General features: G+C 72.8%; 18 protein-coding genes and 1 tRNA gene. 10 read left to right on the forward strand and 9 right to left on the reverse strand.

The genetic code is table 11. The annotated features are described in order from the left end of the window. Nucleotides 1-176: 176 nt before the first annotated feature. The 7 genes from WME90_RS21955 to WME90_RS21985 form a co-directional block, all read right to left on the reverse strand. On the reverse strand, nucleotides 177-1,889 hold the full coding sequence (locus WME90_RS21955; RefSeq protein WP_437283127.1) for a serine/threonine-protein kinase: 1,713 nt from the start codon (nucleotides 1,887-1,889) through the stop codon (nucleotides 177-179). Between the two features lie 18 nt (nucleotides 1,890-1,907). Beyond that, complete coding sequence (locus WME90_RS21960; RefSeq protein ID WP_437283128.1) at nucleotides 1,908-2,954, reverse strand: hypothetical protein; 1,047 nt, start codon at nucleotides 2,952-2,954, stop codon at nucleotides 1,908-1,910. Further along, entirely contained in the window at nucleotides 2,954-4,054 is a 1,101-nt protein-coding gene (locus WME90_RS21965) for a tetratricopeptide repeat protein (protein ID WP_437283129.1), read from the reverse strand. Before WME90_RS21965 ends, WME90_RS21960 begins: the two co-directional genes overlap by 1 nt. Before the next feature lie 78 nt (nucleotides 4,055-4,132). After that, complete coding sequence (locus WME90_RS21970; RefSeq protein WP_437283130.1) at nucleotides 4,133-4,441, reverse strand: hypothetical protein; 309 nt, start codon at nucleotides 4,439-4,441, stop codon at nucleotides 4,133-4,135. 56 nt (nucleotides 4,442-4,497) lie between these two features. Beyond that, on the reverse strand, nucleotides 4,498-5,565 hold the full coding sequence (locus WME90_RS21975) for a DUF4190 domain-containing protein (protein ID WP_437283131.1): 1,068 nt from the start codon (nucleotides 5,563-5,565) through the stop codon (nucleotides 4,498-4,500). A gap of 66 nt (nucleotides 5,566-5,631) precedes the next feature. Then, complete coding sequence (locus WME90_RS21980; RefSeq protein ID WP_437283132.1) at nucleotides 5,632-6,813, reverse strand: hypothetical protein; 1,182 nt, start codon at nucleotides 6,811-6,813, stop codon at nucleotides 5,632-5,634. A 194-nt stretch (nucleotides 6,814-7,007) separates the two neighbouring features. Further along, nucleotides 7,008-7,094 (reverse strand) — tRNA-Leu (locus WME90_RS21985). A 300-nt stretch (nucleotides 7,095-7,394) separates the two neighbouring features. Here WME90_RS21985 and WME90_RS21990 point away from each other — a divergent pair. The 9 genes from WME90_RS21990 (at nucleotide 7,395) to WME90_RS22030 (ending at nucleotide 16,070) form a co-directional block, all read left to right on the forward strand. Beyond that, complete coding sequence (locus tag WME90_RS21990) at nucleotides 7,395-8,726, forward strand: dihydroorotase (protein ID WP_437283133.1); 1,332 nt, start codon at nucleotides 7,395-7,397, stop codon at nucleotides 8,724-8,726. Next, nucleotides 8,723-10,189 carry a 30S ribosomal protein S12 methylthiotransferase RimO gene (rimO, locus tag WME90_RS21995; protein WP_437283134.1) on the forward strand — a complete coding sequence of 489 codons (1,467 nt, stop codon included), beginning with the start codon at nucleotides 8,723-8,725 and terminating at the stop codon, nucleotides 10,187-10,189. Before WME90_RS21990 ends, rimO begins: the two co-directional genes overlap by 4 nt. A 110-nt stretch (nucleotides 10,190-10,299) precedes the next feature. Next, the gene (locus WME90_RS22000; protein WP_437283638.1) at nucleotides 10,300-10,692 is read left to right on the forward strand and encodes a hypothetical protein; all 393 of its coding nucleotides are present in this window, start codon (nucleotides 10,300-10,302) and stop codon (nucleotides 10,690-10,692) included. Between the two features lie 139 nt (nucleotides 10,693-10,831). Next, a complete protein-coding gene (locus WME90_RS22005) occupies nucleotides 10,832-12,313 on the forward strand; it encodes a sigma-54-dependent transcriptional regulator (RefSeq protein WP_437283639.1) in 1,482 nt (493 codons plus the stop codon). A 162-nt stretch (nucleotides 12,314-12,475) separates the two neighbouring features. Then, the gene (locus WME90_RS22010; RefSeq protein ID WP_437283135.1) at nucleotides 12,476-13,057 is read left to right on the forward strand and encodes a type IV pilin protein; all 582 of its coding nucleotides are present in this window, start codon (nucleotides 12,476-12,478) and stop codon (nucleotides 13,055-13,057) included. Nucleotides 13,058-13,209: 152 nt separating this feature from the next. After that, the gene (locus tag WME90_RS22015; RefSeq protein WP_437283136.1) at nucleotides 13,210-13,827 is read left to right on the forward strand and encodes a type IV pilin protein; all 618 of its coding nucleotides are present in this window, start codon (nucleotides 13,210-13,212) and stop codon (nucleotides 13,825-13,827) included. A gap of 78 nt (nucleotides 13,828-13,905) precedes the next feature. Further along, a complete protein-coding gene (locus WME90_RS22020) occupies nucleotides 13,906-14,523 on the forward strand; it encodes a type II secretion system protein (RefSeq protein WP_437283137.1) in 618 nt (205 codons plus the stop codon). 63 nt (nucleotides 14,524-14,586) lie between these two features. Continuing rightward, nucleotides 14,587-15,084 carry a hypothetical protein gene (locus WME90_RS22025; protein WP_437283138.1) on the forward strand — a complete coding sequence of 166 codons (498 nt, stop codon included), beginning with the start codon at nucleotides 14,587-14,589 and terminating at the stop codon, nucleotides 15,082-15,084. Next, nucleotides 15,081-16,070: a hypothetical protein gene (locus tag WME90_RS22030; RefSeq protein ID WP_437283139.1), complete on the forward strand. Its 990-nt coding sequence runs from the start codon at nucleotides 15,081-15,083 to the stop codon at nucleotides 16,068-16,070. Before WME90_RS22025 ends, WME90_RS22030 begins: the two co-directional genes overlap by 4 nt. Before the next feature lie 323 nt (nucleotides 16,071-16,393). Here the strand turns inward: WME90_RS22030 and WME90_RS22035 are convergent, their stop codons facing one another. Beyond that, nucleotides 16,394-16,591: a hypothetical protein gene (locus tag WME90_RS22035; protein ID WP_437283140.1), complete on the reverse strand. Its 198-nt coding sequence runs from the start codon at nucleotides 16,589-16,591 to the stop codon at nucleotides 16,394-16,396. Next, nucleotides 16,588-18,105: a PEGA domain-containing protein gene (locus tag WME90_RS22040; RefSeq protein ID WP_437283141.1), complete on the reverse strand. Its 1,518-nt coding sequence runs from the start codon at nucleotides 18,103-18,105 to the stop codon at nucleotides 16,588-16,590. The genes WME90_RS22035 and WME90_RS22040 overlap by 4 nt, the downstream gene beginning before the upstream one ends. Between WME90_RS22040 and WME90_RS22045 the strand changes: the two genes are divergently transcribed. Next, nucleotides 18,059-18,970, forward strand: a complete 912-nt coding sequence (locus WME90_RS22045; protein WP_437283142.1) for a hypothetical protein — start codon at nucleotides 18,059-18,061, stop codon at nucleotides 18,968-18,970. The two genes, WME90_RS22040 and WME90_RS22045, sit on opposite strands and share 47 nt — an antisense overlap. Nucleotides 18,971-19,137: the final 167 nt, after the last annotated feature.

Below are 19,137 nucleotides of genomic sequence, written 5' to 3' on the forward strand. Positions count from 1 at the left end.
CATCGGTGCGCGGCGAAGTTACACGTTAGCCTCGGGCTCGTACAGCGACTCTCGGCGCCGACGGCGATCGGACGGCGAGCTCTCTCGCGCGGCGGGACTCCATGGAAGAGCGGGTCTCCGGGCCCTGCGTCGACCTCGCGCAGCGGCGCCACGCGCGTGCCGTCTTCAGTCGAATTTCACATACGGGAGTCGAATTTCACGTACGGGCGCTGCTGCTGTGGCTTTCGCTTCGGTGTCGGCGCCGATGGAACGCCCGTCGGCGCGGGCGCCGCGGTGGCGGCCTCCGCCGCCGTCGTCGCGGCGGGCGCCGTCGTCGCGGCGGGCGCCGAGGCGGGCGCCGTCGTCGCGGCGGGCGCCGGGGCCGGCGCCGTCGCGGCGGGCGGCGCGGCGGGCGCGATCGCGCCCGCGAGTGCCCTCGCTTCCAGCGCCACCCCTTTCTGGAGGCCGCGAACGCTGCCGTCGGCAGGGTGGCGGAGCTCCCGCACGGCGAGCGCCATCACGATCAGGGACAGCGCACCTGCGCCGACGGCCACGCGCGAGGTTCGCCTCCGCGGCGCGGGAGGCCGCGCGCCGGGCGCCTGCGCGGCGTCGGCGCCGTCGCCGACCACCGCGAGCAGCTCGCTCGTGGCGCCGGCCTCGGCGGGCTGCGCCGGGCCGAGGCGATCGCGATCGAGGCTCGGCCTGGCCTCATCCATCGCGCGATCGAGCTCGGCGATGAACTCCTGCGCGCTCCGGGGCCGATCCTCGGGCCGCTTGGCCAGCGCGCGCTGCAGGAGCTGCGAGAGCGACGGCGGTATCCTGGCGTCCGGCGCGGCCTCGCTCGCCGGCACGGGCGACGACTTGATGTGCCTCGCCATCACGACGACCGCATCATCGTCGGTGAACGGCGGCCTCCCGACCAGCATCTGATAGAGCAGGACGCCGAGCGAGTAGAGATCGCTCCGCGCATCGAGGGGCCTGCCCTGCGCCTGTTCCGGCGACATGTACCGCGGCGTCCCGAAGACGGTGCCCGCCTGGGTCTCGAGGGCGTCGACCGGCCGCTCGGTCCCGGTCATCACCTTCGCGATGCCGAAGTCGAGCACCTTGCCGATCTCCTCGTGCTCGCCCGCGGGGGGCCTCGCCAGGAACAGGTTGTCCGGCTTGAGGTCCCGGTGGATGATCCCTTTGTCGTGCGCCTCGGCCAGCGACAGGAGCGCGTGCCGCACGAAGCGGACGGCGTCACCGACGCGCAGCCGCCGCGATCGCTTGAGCCGCTGCCCCAGCGACTCGCCCTCGAGCAGCTCCATCGCGAGGTAGAGGGAGCCGCTGCTCGACCTCGTCCCCTCCCCGGGCGAGCCCTGCTCCGTGGAGCGATCCCGGCCGAAGGCCGCGTCCGTCGAGTCGTCCACGACCTCGCCGAAATCGAACACGGTGACCGTGTGCGGCGACCGGAGGAGGCTCATCGCTCGCGCCTCGCGGGTGAAGCGGGCCTTCGCCTGCGCGTCGAAGGCCCGATCCGACCGCAGTATCTTGATGGCCACGTCGCGGCCCATCGCCTCCTGGCGCGCGCGGTACACCGTGCCCATCGAGCCGGCGCCGAGCTTGCCCACGATCACGAACCGATCCGCGATCGTGATCCCCAGGAACGGATCCCCGTCGGCCTCGGCAAGCGCCTCGCGGCTCACGAGCGCCAGCCCGTCGTGGGGGCAACGCGGTAGCTTCGCGCTCTGGCCGTCCTGGGAGCCGCGCTCGCCGGCGGACGGAAGCTGGCTGGACGAGCACCTCGCCTCCAGAGCTACGGCCGCGAGGTGGTGACAGCGCGGGCAAATCAGCGCCACGGCCCCGCTGGGCTCGCCGAGCGCCCCGGGCGCGCTGGCTGGGAACTGGCCGTCCGCTGTAGGTGCTACCACCGCGACGGGGATCGTCCGTTACTTGGGCTCGCATCGCAAGGCCCACGACCGCTCTGTGGCTCGCGGGCGACAGCCGAAGAACGCGGCGTCGCCGCAGGACGCATCGCTGCAGCAGGCGTCGCTACAGAATTGCTGCGATTGTTCACGATCCTCGATGCACAACCCCGTCCGACAGTCCTCGGGCCCGGAGCACGGAACGCCGTTGATCGCGACGCCGTCCCCGGACAGCAGCCGGATGCACGCGCGGACGGTCGGGCTTCCGGGGCTCGTGAGCTCAGCGCAGCCGACGCGCTGTCCCGTCTCGGGCGCGGCCGGGCACATCTCCGATCCGCAGCACGGCATGGTGCAGCGGCGGTCCGTCTCTTCGGCCTCTCCGACCGTGGCGCAGAGACCCGAGGCGCAGTCCGTGTTCCGAATGCACGGATCGAAGTAGCCGCCGTCGCCCCGGGCGGCGGTCTGGCACGCCCAGGCCGGACCGGCCGAGACGAGATCCGTCGTCAGCCGGCATGCCGCCGCGTTCGTCGCGCAGTTGCTGTCGGAACAGCAGGTGTCGACGCACTCGCCGCCGTCGCAGATGCCCGATCGGCAGTCGCCGTGCGAGGCGCAGGGCGCGCCGGAGAGCTGCGTGCCCACGTCGGGCCGGCGGACCTCCCGGCCGATGCGACAGAGGCCGCTCCCTCCGCCGTCGGGGATCCAGCAGACCGCATCCCGGACAGGATCGCAGTCGCTCGAGCTGCAGCACGCGCGAGCGCAGACGCGCGGCCCTTCTCCGCCGAACAGCGCGGGATCGAGGCAGAAATCGAGCGCGCCGCAGTCCTCGTGCCGCTCGCAGCGGGCGCCCAGCGCGCGCTCCGGCTGCTGCTCGACGCAGGCGCCTTCGCTGCACACGGCGCCGTCGGGGCACGCCGGGGGCCCGATCGCGCCCTCGTCGGAGCAGTGCACCGTGCCGAGCTCGCCGTCGACGACGGCCTCGCACCCGGCGCCGAGCCACGCGAGCGCGGCGAGCGCGGCGAGCCCGCCGAGCAGCCGCCGCGCGGCCCTCGTTCCGCGTGGACTGGGGCGCATCAGAACCGCACCCGGAGCCGCGCTCCCTCGGCGCCCAGCGACAGGCTGACCCCCTGCGCCTCCTCTCCTGCGCCGGCGCCGCGCGCGGCGAGGCCGCGGTCGTGCCCCGCTATCGCCGCGCTCGCGCGGACGGCCGAGGCCGCGCTCGCCGCGGGAGCCCGCGGAGACAGGTACAGGTAGAGCGCCGCTGCGCCCGAGAGCCCGGCGACCAGGAGCGCGACATCCGCGGCGACGGCGCACTGGTGAGCGGCGCTCGCGTCGGCCTGCAGATCGGCGATGGAGACGCCGCCCCCCGTGCGCGCGTCGGAGCCGGGATCCCGCGCCACGGCGAGCGCGGCAAAGACGCTGCCGACAACGAGCGAACCCGCGGCGATGCCCCCGCTCACGACGAGCCAGGTGGCGTGCGGCCTCGCGCCGCTCGCCGCCTCGGGATGGCGCGGCAGGCGCGGCAGATACGGCAGCGCCGTCGTGACCGCGGCGGCTTTCGCGGGCGGCGGCGGCCTCGCGCTGGCGAGCTCCCGCTTCGCCCCCTCGAGCCGCGTGAGGACCGCCTTGACCTCTTCACGCGCCTTCGGGAGCGCCTCCATGTCGAGGTAGCGGAGATAATAGCGCTTGGCCTCGTCGATCTCGCCGAGCCGCTCGTGGATCATCGCCAGGTTGTAGACGAGCTCTTTGCCCTCGGGATCGAGCTCCGCGGCGGCCTCCAGCTTGGCGATGGCGGCGCGGTACTCGCCGTGCCGGTAGAGGCGCTGCGCTTCGTCGTGCAGCGCGGTGGCGTGCTCGATGCGGAGCCGCTTCTCCGTCTCATCTTGCGAGGCCGGCGGCGCAGGCTGGCTCGGCGCGCCGCCCGGCGCCGCGGGCTGGTTCGGCGGCGCCGGTTGGCTCGGCGGCGCCGGTTGGCTCGGCGGCGCCGGTTGGCTCGGCGGCGGCTGCGCGGGCGCGGCCGCGGGCGAGCGGAGCGGCGCCTGCGAGGGCTCCTGCGCGGCCAGCGCCGGCGGCGCCCCGAGCGCGACCGCGCAGGCCGCGCAGGCGAAGCCCACGAAGATGCGCCCGGCCTCGAGGCCCATCGAGCGAGGCAGGCGCGCTGTGCGGCTCGTCACGGCCGCCCACCATAGCGTAACTTCCGCGCGGATAACGGCCTGTCGCGGCGGGCGCCGCGAGGGCCGCCGCCGCGGCGATCACCTGAGCTTGCAGCTGTACTCGCCTGCGAACACGAGCGCCCGCTCGCACCTGACGCCCACGGCGCGCTTCGCCGTGCTGAACTCGAAGGTCTGGCCGAACGGCGTCCGTTCCAGCCGCGTCATCTGCACCCTGCAGCCGTCGCTCGCGCGGCGCGGCTCCGGCGCGCTCGCGGCGCCGTCCTCGCCGCACGCGACGAGCGCCGCCCTCCGTTCGACGTCGGCGTTGTCGGAGACGACGTTGTAGACCGCCGAGGCGCTGAACGCGACGCAGAGAGCGAAGATGGCGAGCTGAACGAAGCGCTTCACGGGCCGAGCTTACCCTGTCCGGCGCGCGGTGGGCTGGTCGCCGCGCGCGGCCCGGCTCAGAGCCGCATGCCCGAGCCGGGCAGCGGGTGCCACGGCTGCCGGCGGGTCGTGTACTGGCCCCGCACGAACGCCCCGAGCACGGGCGCGATGTTGCGCGCGATGTCGTCGTCCCACTCGCCGCCGTTGATCCCGTCCTGCGGGGAGAGATCCGGCGAGAGCAGGAAGAAGCCGGGGTAGAGCCGCCGCGGCACCTTGATCTGATCGAGATCCTCCTTGAAGAGATCGATGTCCACGCGCACGAGCCGCACGCTCCGGAGGGCCGTCTGCATCAGCGGATCGCCGAGCGCGCGGTCGACCCCGCGGCACGGCTCGCAGGGATCGCTCGTCGTCATCACGAGGACCTTCTCGCCCTGGGCGTATGCCTCCGCGCGCTGCTTGGCGAGCTCCTCGCTGAGCACGGAGACGTCGGTGCCGAGATCGACGATGGAGAGCCCGCCGATGCGCCGGTGGGTCGTGTGCTCAGGGACGCCGCTGGGCTGCGCCGCCGGAGGAGACACGTCCGGCAGCGGCACCGACGGGGACGCCGCGCTCGCCGGCTCCGGCGAGGCCTCCCCCTCGGGGACGGCGGAGGCCGTCTCGCCGCCGTGGTGTGTGGTCCACATCCAGATGCCGAAGCCGATCGCAGAGCTCCAGCAGAGGGTGAGCAGGACGCCGAGCGAGAGCCCGGCGCTGGCGAGCGCGTACCCCCTGCGCAGCGCGGGGGCCTGCTCGATCTCGCGGCGAGCCGCCCAGCCGAAGGCGATCGCGGCGATGGCCCCGAGCGGCCCGAACAGCGCCGCGACGACCGAGCTCACGGCCAGCGTCGAGAGCTGCCGCCGCTCCGGCGGCGGCGGCGGCGTGAGGTAGGGCGCCTGGAGGATCAGCAGCGGCGCCTGCGCGCGGCCCAGCTGCGCGCAGGCGGCGGGCACGAGCGCAACGTGCCCCGCTGGATCGCAGGGCGTCGCGTCGACAGGCGGCTCGCCTTCGCAGGGCAGTGGGCCCGCCTGCACGTCCCTGAGCGCTGCAGGCGGCTCGTTCGCATCGCGGTTCGGCGGTGGCTGAGTCGGGCCGAATGCGTGGCTCACGCTCTTCATCCTAGCGCCGGAGACCGCGCTACGCCCGCCACACGGGCCCTCTCGTCGCGCGGGAGCTCAGGGGATGCAGCTGCGGTCGAGCACCCGCAAGACTGCGCGCTTCGTGCTCACACCGGGGCTCATGGGCTCCGTCCATGCGACGCCCACCCGCTCGCCGGCGAGGGCCACGCTGGGAGAATCCTTTACGGGAAACACCCCATCCGACACACGGATCCCTCGGACAGAGGGCGCTCCATCGGCGGCCAGCTTCACGAGGAGGACCTGCGTCTCCGTCTTGCCATCGTGGCCGACCCACGCAACGAGGGCCCCGTCGCCGCTCGGCGCGAGCGCGCGCCACTTGCCCTTGCCGACGACCCACGGCGCCGCGCGCGGCCGCGCCTCGGCGTCCAGCGCGCGGGCGATCAAGGTGGCGCCCTCGCTCCAGACCAGCAGCGCCCCGGCGCTGCCCGTGGTCACGAGCCCGAGCCGCTGGTCCCTGTCCGGCGTCTCCTGAGCCGCGCCCGCCGGCAGGTCGCCGCCCTGCTGTCGCTTCGCGACGACGTGGGCATTCCCTTCCCTGCCCGCTGCGTCGAACCGAGACGCCCGGATGCTCCCGTCCTCCTCGTCCTGCCATGCGACGAGGTATCCGCCGGACGCGTCGGCAGCGACCGTGGGCCAGCGCGGCTTGTTGGCGCTCCGCGTGACGCCGACCGCCTTGAGCTGCGGCTGCGCAGGATCCACCGGCGCGAACTGGAACACACCCAGGCGATGGCGCTCCGCGCCGAAGGGCGCCGCCGCCACAAGGGCGCCGCCGGGAGCGGGCGCGAGGGCGACATGGTCGCTGACCTCCCTCCCGATCGCGCCGACGCGCTGGATCTCCACCGGCGGGTTCGTCTCCCAGCGGGGCCGGGCGTACGCGAGCCCCTCCGCGTCGAACCACGTGACCGCCCACTGGTCCCCCGAAGAGAAGATCCGGAGCCCAGGCTCACGCGTGCTCGAGATCGCCCTCGCCCGAGCGACCTGCTTGGCGTCGCTGTCGAAGCCGGCGAACGCGATCTGCGCGTCCCCTCCCTTGAGGTCCACGAGCCACGTGGCCCCGAACGAACCGTCGGCGCGCCCGGCGATCCCCATCCCCTCGCGCAGGATGTAGGTCGCGATATCACCCGACTTCACCTTGCACGCGGCGAGCGAGCCGACGGGCACGAACTCCTGCACGCCGGTCCCGCGCGGCAGCTCGGGTTCGACCGGCGCCGTGGCCACGGCGGGCTCGGTCGAGGCGCTCGACGCGGCGGTCGTCGTGGCGACCGCCGCGGAAGCGCTCGGACCAGGGGCCGCCGTCGCAGCACCTCCCGAGGGGGAGGAACGGCGATCACAGGCGGCGCCGAAGACAGCAAGCAGGGAGAGAGCCACGACCGTGGCAGGAGTCGTGGCTAAAGAAGGATAAGAAGAGCGCTTGGTGCGAAGCAGAGGACTTGAACCTCCACGGGAGTTACCCCACTGGAACCTGAATCCAGCGCGTCTGCCAATTCCGCCAGCTTCGCGAGCGGGGACGCATCACTACCTCACCCCCTCGCGATTCGTCAAGCACTGGTTCACGCCCCGAGCGTTTTTCTTCCGTCTGCGGTTTGGTCCGTTCCGTCCGGTTCCCGTCTTGCTCCCGCCTCTCGCTCCCGCCTCTCGCTCCCCAGCCCTCGCTCCCCAGCCCTCCTCCCCACCCCTCACCCTCCCCGGCGCCCCGGTTTCCCGGGTGACCCTGCCGCGGTCTCCTTGCCGGGTTGGTTCCTCCGCTCACCCGCACCGGTGCACGGCGAGGGGCGCCTGTGCTAGGGGAGCGCGCTCCCATGGCGGCCATCGGCTCACCTCCCCCCCTCCTTCTCTTCGTCGGCGTGCGCGCCGTCGACCCGGCCCAACAGCTCGATGACGTGATCGACGTCGTCGTCGAAGACGGCGTCATCACGCGGTCGGGGCGCGGCGCAGCGACCGACGATCTGCGCCGCGCCGACCGGGCCGAGATCGTCCAGGGCGACGGGCTCCTGCTCCTCCCCGCGTTCGTCGATCTCCACGCCCACCTCCGCGAGCCCGGGCAGGAGTACAAGGAAGACATCGCCTCCGGGCTCGCCGCCGCGGCGGCCGGCGGCTTCGCGCACGTCTGCGCGATGCCGAACACGCGGCCCGTCAACGACACCCGCTCCATCACCGAGGCCATGATCGCGCGGGCCCGCGCGATCGGGGGGCCCGCGCTCCACCCCATCGGCGCGATCACGGTCGGCCAGAAGGGCTCGGAGCTCACCGAGATGGCCGATCTCAAGGACGCCGGCGCCGTCGCGGTCTCGGACGACGGCCGCTGCGTGACGTCGAGCGCCGTCATGCGCCGCGCGCTCGAGTACGCGAAGACCTTCGATCTCCCGGTCATCCAGCACGCCGAGGACCACGCGCTCACCGAGGGGGCGCAGATGCACGAGGGCGCGATCTCGACGCGGCTCGGCCTCCGGGGCTGGCCGCGCGTGGCGGAGGACATCATCGTCGCGCGCGACGTGCTGCTCGCCGAGGCCACCGGGGCCCGTTACCACGTCGCCCACGTCTCGTCGCTCGGGGCGGTCCGCATCCTCCGCGAGGCGAAGGCCCGCGGCATCGCCGTCACCGCCGAGGTGACGCCGCACCACCTGACGCTCACCGACGCCGCGGTGCTCGGCTACGACACCGCGTGCAAGGTCAACCCGCCCCTGCGCGAGCAGGCGGACGTCGACGCGCTCCGCGCGGCGCTCGCGGACGGCACCATCGACGCGGTCGCGACCGACCACGCGCCCCACTCCACGCTCGAGAAGGACTGCGAGTTCGCCGAGGCGTCGCCCGGCCTCATCGGCCTCGAGCTCGTCGTCCCGGTCCTGCTCGACCTCGTGCGGCAGGGCGCCCTCCCCCTCGGGCGGCTCGTCGACGCCCTCACCCGCGCCCCCGCCCGCATCGCGCGGCTCGAGGCGCCCACGATCAAGGCCGGCGCCCGCGCCGAGCTCTGCCTCGTGGATCCCAACCTGAGCTTCGTGCTCGACCCGGCGCGCCTGCGCTCGAAGAGCAAGAACACGCCGCTGCTCGGCCGGCAGCTCACGGGCCGGGTCAAGATGACGCTCGCCTCGGGGCGGGTCGTCTTCGTCGACGGCGATGGAGCGGCGACATGAGCACACGCAAGGTCCACTTCGTCAGCCTCGGCTGCCCCAAGAACCGCGTCGACTCCGAGGTCATGCTCGGCGTCGCCCGCGCCGCCGGCTACGCGCACGTCGACGACGCCGCCGAGGCCGAGGTGATCGTCGTCAACACCTGCGGCTTCATCGGCGAAGCGAAGAAGGAGTCGATCGACGCCATCTTCGAGATGGCGCAGCACAAGGAGCACGGCAGCTGCAAGCGCCTCGTCGTGGCCGGCTGCCTCTCGCAGCGCCACCCCGAGGAGCTCGCCCGCGAGATGCCGGAGGTCGATCACTTCCTCGGATCGAGCGACATGCTCAAGCTCGGCCGCGTGCTCGCGGGCGACGCGGAGCGGATGCTCGTCGGCAACCCCGCGGAGTGGCTGATCGGCGCCGGCGATCCGCGCACCCTCTCGACCCCCGGCGGCAGCGCTTACGTCAAGATCGCCGAGGGCTGCAACCGCACCTGCTCGTTCTGCGTGATCCCGGACCTCCGCGGCGCGCAGCGCTCGCGGCCCATCGCGGACGTCGTGCGCGAGGTGGAGCAGCTCGCGGCGGCGGGCGTCCGCGAGATCAACCTGATATCGCAGGACACGATCGCCTACGGCCGCGACGCCGCGGGCCGCCCCGAGGAGGGCGCGCGCGCGACGCTGGCGCAGCTCGTCGAGCGCGTCGCCGACGTGCCCGGCGTGCGCTGGGTGCGGCTCTTCTACCTGTACCCCGAGACGATGACCGACGACCTCGTCGAGCTGCTCGCCGACCACCCGCGGGTCGTGCCCTACGTCGACATGCCGCTCCAGCACGCCGCCGACGCGATGCTGCGCAGGATGCGGCGCGGCCACGGCGGCGATCGCCTCCGCCGGGTCGTCTCCACGCTGCGCGAGCGCGTCCCCGACCTCACGTTCCGCACCGCGTTCATCGTCGGCCACCCCGGCGAGACCGACGCGGAGTTCGAGGAGCTCTGCGACTTCGTGCGCTGGGCCGAGTTCGAGCGCGTCGGCGTGTTCCGCTACTCCGACGAGGAGGCGAGCCGCAGCTACGCGCTCGACGGCAAGGTCCCCGCGCGCACGGCGACGAGCCGATACCGCCGACTCATGACGCTGCAGCGCCGCATCTCGCACAAGAAGAGCGCCGCGATGATCGGCCGCGAGCTCGACGTGCTCGTCGAGGGCACGAGCGACGAGCACGAGTACGTGCTCATGGGCCGCCACGCCGGTCAGGCGCCCGAGATCGACGGCCAGGTCTATCTCTCCGGCGGCGAGGTCCGCCCCGGCGAGATGTGCCGGGTCCGGATCACGCAGGCGAGCGACTACGATCTCGTCGGCGAGCTGCTCGACGACGCGGAGAGCGGGCGCGGCGCCGGGCTCCCCCCGGCCGCGGAGCTCGGCGCGGCCACGTCGAAGCGGCGCGTCGCGCTGCGCGTGCTGCAAACCGATGGACGCGAGCGCCAACAGAATTGACGGTCCGGTGATCGGGCCGCGGCGCGACGCCTGAAAATCCCGCAGGCATCCGGGCGCTCTGCGGCAGCGTGGGCACGGCACACGGTGTGCTATGACGCCGTGCCGTGCCGATGCTCCGCCGCGCTGCGCTTCACTTCGCCGTCGCCCTCGCGATCACGCTGCTCGCCGGTGCGGCGTGCCTGAGCCCGACGCTGCCGCTGCCCCCGCCCGAGCCGGCCGACACGATGCGGCCCTCCGCGGACCGAGAGGGCGTGTGGCAGATCTCGGGCAACTGCAGCCCCGGGGCGCGCGTCAGCCTCTTCAACGAGCGGACGCAGCGGGGCGTGATCGAGGACGACACCGACGGGAACGGCCGATACCACCTCGAGATCGAGGCCCAGGTCTGCGACACCCTGCTCGTATGGCAGGAGCTGGAGGGCAACGGAGGTGAGCAGAGCGAGGCGCAATCGTTTGTCGTCGAGGAGCGCACACCGCTCGGCGTCGTGAACGACGCCTGTCCCTGAGGGCGCGGCGGAGCCCCACGGCCCGAGCCGGCGTGTGACGGCGCGTGACGGCGTGATGAAGACCTGACAACGCGCCGCGCTGCGCCCGACGGCCGCCGTCGACGCGTGCGCGGAGCATCGTGATACGGTGTTGGGCGTGATGGCGTCCATCCCGCCGGGCATCCCGCAAAACGCCACCCGGGTGCTGGTCGTCGATGACGAGCCGGGCCTCCGCCAGGTGCTCACCATCGCCTTCCACCGCCAGGGTTACGAGGTCGTCGTCGCGCCCGGAGCGCGCGCCGCCCTCGAGGCCATCCGCCAGAACCCGCAGCCGTTCCCGCTCATCCTCACCGACCTCGTGATGCCCGACGGCTCGGGGATCGAGGTGCTCACGGCCGCGAAGGCGCGGAGCGGCGCGACCGAGGTGATCGTGATGACCGCGCACTCCACGGTCGAGAGCGCGCTCGACGCGATGCGCCACGGCGCGTACGACTTCGTGACAAAGCCGTTCTCGCCGGCGGAGCTCACCGCGCTCGCCGCGAAGGCGCTCGAGAAGAGCTCGATCGTCGCGGAGAACCAGCGGCTGCGCGCGCAGCTCGAGCGGCTCGATCTCCCGTCGCGCGAGCCGCTCGGCACGAGCGCCGCGATGCAGCGGATCTCCGAGCTGATCGGCAAGATCGCGCCGACGCGCACGACCGTGCTGCTCACGGGCGAGAGCGGGACAGGCAAGGAGCGCGTCGCCCGCGCGATCCACGATCAGAGCGATCGCGCGGCGAGGCCGTTCCTCGTCGTCAACTGCGGCGCGCTCCCGGAGGCGCTCATGGAGAGCGAGCTGTTCGGCCACGAGAAGGGCTCGTTCACGGGCGCGGGCGCGCGCTCGATGGGGTTGTTCCGGGAGGCCGACGGCGGGACGCTGCTCCTCGACGAGATCGGGGAGCTGCCGGCCGCGCTGCAGGTGAAGCTCCTCCGCGTGCTCCAGGAGCGGAAGGTGCGCCCGGTCGGCGCCGCCGCGGAGATCGCGGTCGACGTCCGGGTCCTCGCCGCGACGAACCGCGACGTGGAGGCCGAGGTCCGCCAGGGCCGGTTCCGGCAGGACCTCTACTATCGGCTGAACGTCATCCGCATCGAGCTTCCGCCGCTGCGCGAGCGCCCAGGGGACATCTCGCGGCTCGCCGAGCGCTTCCTGCGCCGCTTCGCCGCCGAGCTCGGCAAGGACGTCCGCGGCCTGACGCCGGACGCGGTGCGCGCGCTCGACGCGTACGGCTTCCCGGGCAACGTCCGTGAGCTCGAGAACATGATGGAGCGCGCGGTCGCGCTCGCCGGAGCGCCCATGATCGGCCTCGGCGACCTCCCGAGCGCCGTCGCCGGCCTCAGCGCGAGCCCGGCGCCGCTGCTCGCGCAGCTCCCGCCCGACGGGTGCGCGCTCGACGAGGTGATCGGCGAGGTCGAGCGACGGCTCATCCTCCAGGCGCTCGAGCGCACCGGCGGCGTCCGCAAGGCGGCCGCGAAGCTGCTCGGCGTCTCGTTCCGGTCGCTGCGTTACCGCCTCGCCAAGCACGCCCTGGCCGCCGATGGGGAGGGTGAGGACGACCCGGAGGGAGGATCCCGACGAGAATCGTCACCGCCCGGCGCCCTGCAGTGACGGTTTTCGTCACCGCCGCAAAAGAACACAACCACACACCTCCGACAGCCTGCCCTCCTCCTTCAAGGAAAACCGAGGCAACTCATGAGCTTCTCGCGCAACTCGAGCACGACGCAGCGCCGCGCTCTCCTTGGCACGTCACCTGCTGGTAGGTCAGAGCGCATGCGGAGCACGCGGCGACAGCGAAGCGCAGCGAGGCGAGCTTTCACGCTCGTCGAGCTCCTCATCGTCGTCGCGATGGTGGGAGTCCTCGCGGCGCTCGCCCTCGTGGGTTACCGCAGGTACATGCACGCGGCGGGCATCGCCGAGCCCAAGGCGGTGATTCAAGGCATCCGCGGTGCGCAGGAGTCCTACAAGGCCGAGATGCTCGAGTACCTGGACGTCTCGACCTCGCTCAACTCATGGTATCCTTCGGCGACGCTCGGCGATCACAAGACCATGTGGGGCGGCGCTGGTGACGGTGATACCAGGTGGCGCATGCTCAACGTGACGACGGACGGTCCGGTCCGCTTCGGGTATGCGACGAAGGCGGGCACCACGGCCAACTTCGGCGGCCTGTCGGCAAACTCGGGCTTCACCTACAGCGGGCTGGGCGGGCCCCTGCTGAACAACCCGAACTACCAGCCCAACGGGCCCTGGTACGTCGTGCAGGCGGCCGGTGATCGCGATGGGGATGGAACGCTGGCGCTGCTCCTGACGACATCCACGATGTCCGGGATCTACTGGGAGAACGAGACGGAGTAGAGGATGGTTTGCCTCGGCGCGGCGCGGAGCGCGCCTGTCCGAGGGAGAGTTCTTCGCGCTGCGGGCTGGCCGGGCCCCGCATCGTGCGCTGTCGCGGTCGGGTCCCGGCGAGAACATCCAATTAAATAAATCATCACGGAGGATCGACACTCATGCGTGCACTCAAGCGATATGACAGAAGGGGCTTCACGCTCGTCGAGCTCATGATCGTTGTCGCCATCATCGGCGTCCTCGCAGCGCTGGCAATCTTCGGTGTTCGCAGGTACCTCGCGAGCGCGAAGACCTCGGAGGCCAAGAACACCGTGGGCGCGATCTCGCGCGGCGCCGTCTCCGCGTACGAGCGGGAGAACGCCGCCGGGGACTTCGTGGCTGTTGGCAACACCTCGACGGCCGCGAGCCACGCGCTCTGCGAGGACGCTAACCCGGTTCCGGGTACGGCGAACCCCCCTCAGGGCACGAAATACCAGCCGAACCCGGCGGCCGACTTCAACACGGGCGACTCGACCACCGGTTGGCCGTGCCTGAAGTTCGCGATGACGCAGCCGATCTACTACCAGTATGACTACGAGCGTGGCGGCCGCACGGGCGCGGCCACGACGTCGCCGGACCCGACGGCCGTCGCCGGCGCCACGGACTCGTTCGAGGCGAGCGCCCGGGGCGACATCGACGGTGACGCCGCGGTGTTCAGCGCCTTTGCGCGCGGCGGGGCTGTCGTCGGCGGGGAGGTGATCCTCGCCCCGCAGGTCCACATCGAGAACGAGTACGAGTGAGTGTCTCCGGCTACCCGGCTCGCGCGAGCCGGGTAGCCTCGGTTCACCGGCGTCGTCTGCACGCGAAAGGGGCGTGGTATGTCGAGCACGACGGCGATCCGTGGACGACGTGGACGAGGTTTCACGCTCATCGAGCTCATGATCGTGCTCGCGATCATCGGCGTGCTCGCCGCCTTGGCGGTCTTCGGAGTGCGCAGCTATCTCGCAACGGCAAAGACGGCGGAAGCAAAGCAGAACGTCGGCGCCATCGCCCGCACCGCCGTCGCGCAGTTCGAGCGCGAGCGTCACAGCTCGGAAATCCTGGCCGTCACGACATTCACGTCCCCCCATATCCTCTGCGACTCGGCCACGCCGGTCCCCACCGTGCTCACCTCCGTCAAGGGGAGGAAGTACCAGCCGAGCATGGATCCCGGCGTCGACTTCATGTCGGGCACCGAGCTCGTGGGATGGCAGTGCCTCGGGTTCGCCATCGACCAGCCCATCTACTTCCAGTACTCGTATCAGGCCGGCAGCGGCTACGTCGGCCTGAGCATCCCGGGCGCCCCCGTTCCCGGCGGCTCGGGAGGGTTCGAGGCGGCCGCGCGCGGCGACCTGGACGGCGACGACCTGACGTGCGCGATCCTCCGCAGCGGCGAGGTGCGCGACGGCGAGCTCGTGACGACCTCCGCGATCTTCACGAACAACGAGCCCGACTGACGCGGCCCCACGCGCCTCGCTCGCGCTTGTTCACCCGTGGAGGGGTGAGGTAGAGAGGAGTCCATGACCTGGCGCTCCTGGAGCGCGCTGGAGCTCAGCGCGGCCTTCGCGGTCGGCGGCAGCGTCCTCGCCGTCGCCGTTCCCGCGTTCTTCCGAAACCTCAGCGCGTCCAAGCTGAGCGAGCCCATCGAGGGGCTCGACCGGCTGGTGACGAACACGGTCGCGTACGCCGAGTCGCGGCCGCAGGAGATCAGCTTCCCCCCGTCCGCTCCCCTGACCCCGGCGCAGGTGCCGCGCGGCGCGCGCGCGGTCGATCCGCCGGAGTCGTGGGAGCACCTCACGTGGCGGTCGCTCGACTTCCGGTTCGAAGGGCCCCACGCGTTCTCCTTCCAGTTCACGAGCGAGCTCGACGCGTCGAAGGCCATGCGGTTCACCGCGACCGCGCACGGCGACCTCGACGGCGACGGCGTGCTGTCCACGTTCGAGGTGCGCGGCGAGCGGCTCCCCGGGGAGCCGGCCCGCGTGCTGCCGGGCATGTTCGTGGACCGCGAGGTGGAATGATGGGGGCCCCTCCGGCGCCCGGGGCGGTGACCCCTCCGGCTGCCCGCTCGCTCCTTTCCCGCGTCGCAGGGGCGCGCGACGGGCTCGTCACGGTGGCGCTCTCGGCCGCCGCGGCCGTCGCCATCGGGAGCGTGCGGGCGCCGGCCGCGGACCTGGAGCGGCGGATCGCCGAGACCTCCGACGTGTACGTCCTGCCCCCGCCGGACGAGGTGGTCACCCTCTCGCTCGGCTACCGCTCCGCGCTGGCCGATCTGCTCTGGTCGCACGTGCTCGTCTCGCAGGGCCTGCACACCATGGAGCGGCGCCGGTTCGAGAACCTCACCCTGCTGCTCGACGCCATCAACGCGCTCGACCCGACCTTCCGTGAACCCTACCTGTTCGCGGACGCGCTCATCACGTTCCAGACGAGCACGACGCCGCGCGAAGAGGTCCTCAAGGCGCGTGAGGTCATGGAGCGTGGGGTCCAGAGCCGTCCCCTCGACGCCGAGCTCTGGCTGGTGCTCGGGCAGTACGTCGCCTTCATCGCGCCGGCCTCCTACATGACCGATCCAGCGGAGAAGGCGCAGTGGCGCCTCGAGGGGGCCCGGATGCTCGCGCGCGCCGCGGAGCTCGGCGCCGGCGACGCGAACATCAGCTGGCAGGCGCTCGGCGGCGCGGGCATCCTGGGGCGCGCCGGCGAGCGCGAGGCGCAGATCCGGTTCCTCCAGCGCACGCTCGCCGTCACCGACGACGAGGAGCTCAAGCAGAAGATCCGCGCTCAGCTCGACAAGCTCCTCGACGCGCGCGACGCGGAGAGGTACCGCCGGCGCCTCGACGGGTTCCGCGAGATCTGGCGGCGCGATCTGCCGTTCGTCAGCAACACGGCGATCCTCGCGCTGGGCCCCCCGCGCGACCCGGCGTACTGCGCGGGGGGCGCGCACGCGGACGAGCCGCGCTGCGCGACAACCTGGCGGGCATGGGCGGAGCGGATCGAGGGCGCGCAGTGAGCAGCCCCGGGCGCTGATGCGGCGCGCGCCGGACGCCGGCGCGACGCCGGGCGCCCCGGAGCGGGCGGCATGAACCGCCGGAGCCGGCGAAGGCCAGCGCCCTGGGGCGCCTGGACTCGCTGGCAGCGCGTCAGGGTGTCCCTGGCCGTTCTCCTGACGTCCCTGGTGGCTCTTCTTGCGTCCCTGGCGGCTGGTCTTGGCTCCCCAGACGGCTTTCCTGGTGTCCCTGGCAGCTGGTCTTGGCGCCCCTCACGGCCTTCCTGGGTGTCCCTGGCGGCTTTCCGGAGCGTACCGCCAGCTCTCCCAGCGTCCCTGGCGACTCTTCAGGCGTCCCTGGCGACGCTCGCGGCGTCCCTGGCGACGCTCGCGGCGTCCCTGGCGACGCTCGCGGCGTCCCTGGCGACGCTCGCGGCGTCCCGGGTGGCGCTGACGGCGTCCCCGGGTGGCTCCCACGGCGCCCCGGGTGGCTCCCACGGCGCCCCGGGTGGCTCCCACGGCGCCCCGGGTGGCTTGATGCTCATTCGAACTTGACGGCTGCGGTCTTTGTCTCGCCTGCCTTCACCGAGACGGTGACCGACTTCTTCCCGAGATCCGGGTGGATGAACATCACCGTGTGCGACCCCGGAGGGACGCTGACGCCGACCTTGGGCGTGCTCCCCAGCGGCCGCCCGTCGAGGACCACCTTCGAGACCGGGATCGAGTTGATGTTCAGCGTCGCACTGCCAGCGGCGGCCGCGGGCTCCGGCGCTGCCGCCGGCGCCTCCGCCTTCGGCGCGGAGGCCACGGCCTCCGACTTCGGCGCAGCCGGCTCCGGAGCCGGAGCAGGCGCTGGAGCGGGCGCGGGCGCGGGCGAGGCGGCGGCCGGCTCGGACTTGCGCGCCTCGTCGAGCGCGATCCGGATCGTCTTCTCGGCTTGCCCGTCCTCGAACGAGATCACCTGGGAGAAGTCGTCGTGTCCCTTCTTCGTCGCGACGATCTTCCAGCGCTCGGACGCGGCGACATCCACCTTGACCGGCGGCTTCTTCCAGGCCGAATCGGGCAGCTTCTTCTCCGTGCCCTTGGAGTTCACCAGCTTGACCGAGGCGCCCGACGTGGCGAGCTCCAGCGTCACCTGCCCCTTCAGCACCTTGAGCGCGACGACGCCGAGGTCCTTCAGCTCGCCCTGGCCGACGTCCACCGTCTTCTCCAGGGGCTCGTAGCGCTCGCCGCCGTCGAAGCGGATCTTGTGCTCCCCCGGCGGCACGCTGACCTCGACGGGCAGCGTGCCCTTCTCCACGCCGTCGATGGAGACCTTCACGCCGGGCGCGCCCGACGCCTTCACGCCGGTCTGCGTCGACGCGCTTGTGGAAGCCCGCTCCGCGCTGGCCGCGTCGAGCGTGATCACGACGACCTTGTCCTTGCCGCCCTCGACGACCTCGACGGTGTCGCGCGGCGGGAAGTCGGGGGCGAGTATCTTGACCACCTTCGAGCCGGGATCGAGATCGCGCACGACGCAAGGCACGGTGTCGCAGCGCTTCTGGCCGTCGAGGAAGATCTCGGCCCGGGCGACGGAGCCGCCGCCCGGGGTCTTCAGGTCGATCGTGAGCGCGCCCTTCTTCGGCACGAGCATGACCACCCCCAGGATGAGCACGGCGACAAGCGCGAGCCCGCCGAGGAGCACGCCCGCCTTGCCGGCGCCCTGCTGCACCACATGGCGCGGACGGATCGCCGTCGGCTCGTCGTTGCGCGACAGCGGGCGGTGCCCGATCTCCGGCATCGCCGGCGCGGGCGGGGCGCTCGGGATCGGCGGCGGCGCCGGGAGAGGGGAGCGCGCCCGCGAGGCCGCGCCGCCGGAGCTCGCGACAAGCGCGGCAGCCGCCTTCGGGATCGCCGGCGTGCCCGCCGCCGGGAGCGGGCCCGACCGCCCCTGGTTGTAGTCGTTCCCCTGCTTGTCGTAGACGTGGGTCGACTCCTCGTCGTCGTCCCAGTCCATGTCGACCGCGGCGCCCTTGGCCGGGCGAGGCTTCGCGTCGTCCGCCGCCTTCTGCGGCTTCACCGACGGCGCACGCACCGGCGGGGGGACCACCGGAGGCAGCGAGCCCGGCGGCACGCTGGTCGGCGCCGGCGGCAATGGGCTCTTCGACGGCACGGCCGGCGCGCTGATCGCCGGCAGCGAGGGCTGCCGCGACCGAGGCGGCACCACGGGCGGCAGGGAGCCCGGCTTGAGCGAAGGCGGCATCGGCGGCGGCAGCGACCCGGGGCTCGTCCCCTTCACCGACAACGGCGGCGGGAGCGTCCCGGGGCTCGTCCCCTTCACGGACATGGGCGGCGGCAGCATCCCGGGGCTCGTCCCCTTCGCCGACAAGGGCGGAGGGAGCGACCCGGGGCCCGCCCCCTTCACCGACACGGGCGGCGGGAGAGACGCGGGGCTCGTCCCCTTCGGCAGCACCGGCGGCGGCAGCGACCCGGGGCTCGTCCCCTTCGGCGGCACCGGCGGCGGCAGCGACCCGGGGCCCGCCCCCTTCACCGACACGGGCGGCGGAAGCGACCCGGGATTTGTCGAGTTCGACGTCACAGGCGGCGGGAGCGGAGACGGCACGCCGCTGCTGGGGAGCGTCGTCGCATGGTCCGGGGGCGGTGGCAGCGCGGCGACCCCGCCGACCAGGGTGCGCTGCCGCGTCGGGGGCGAGGGGGGCACGAGGGCGGGGCCCGTGGCGCGCGACGGCTTCTTCGCGAGCCCCTCGAATACGTCCAGATCGCTGCCGCCCTTGTCATCGGCCATGTTCGAGAACTCCTACGGATATGCGGCGCCGTTCGCCGCGGCTCCCGGGAAACGATCGCGCATGCTCCGCGCGACGAGGGTGACGTCGATGTACGAGCGCTCGTCGCGGGCGAGCTCGGAGCGCCCTGGAATCCCCTGAGCCACCGCAGCGTACCGCTGGTCCGGTGACTTCGCGAGCGCCATCAGGAGGATCTCGGCGCCGGCGAGACGGCGCGCGCGCCGCGATCTCGCGCGGATCCAGCGCGCCGCCGTCGGCGATGCAGCGCGCGCCGTCCGCGGCGCTCGCGGCGCTCGCGGCGCGCCGCA

Origin of the sequence: Sorangium sp. So ce375, from assembly GCF_051473855.1 — a bacterium.
Lineage (GTDB): Bacteria > Myxococcota_A > Polyangia > Polyangiales > Polyangiaceae > Sorangium.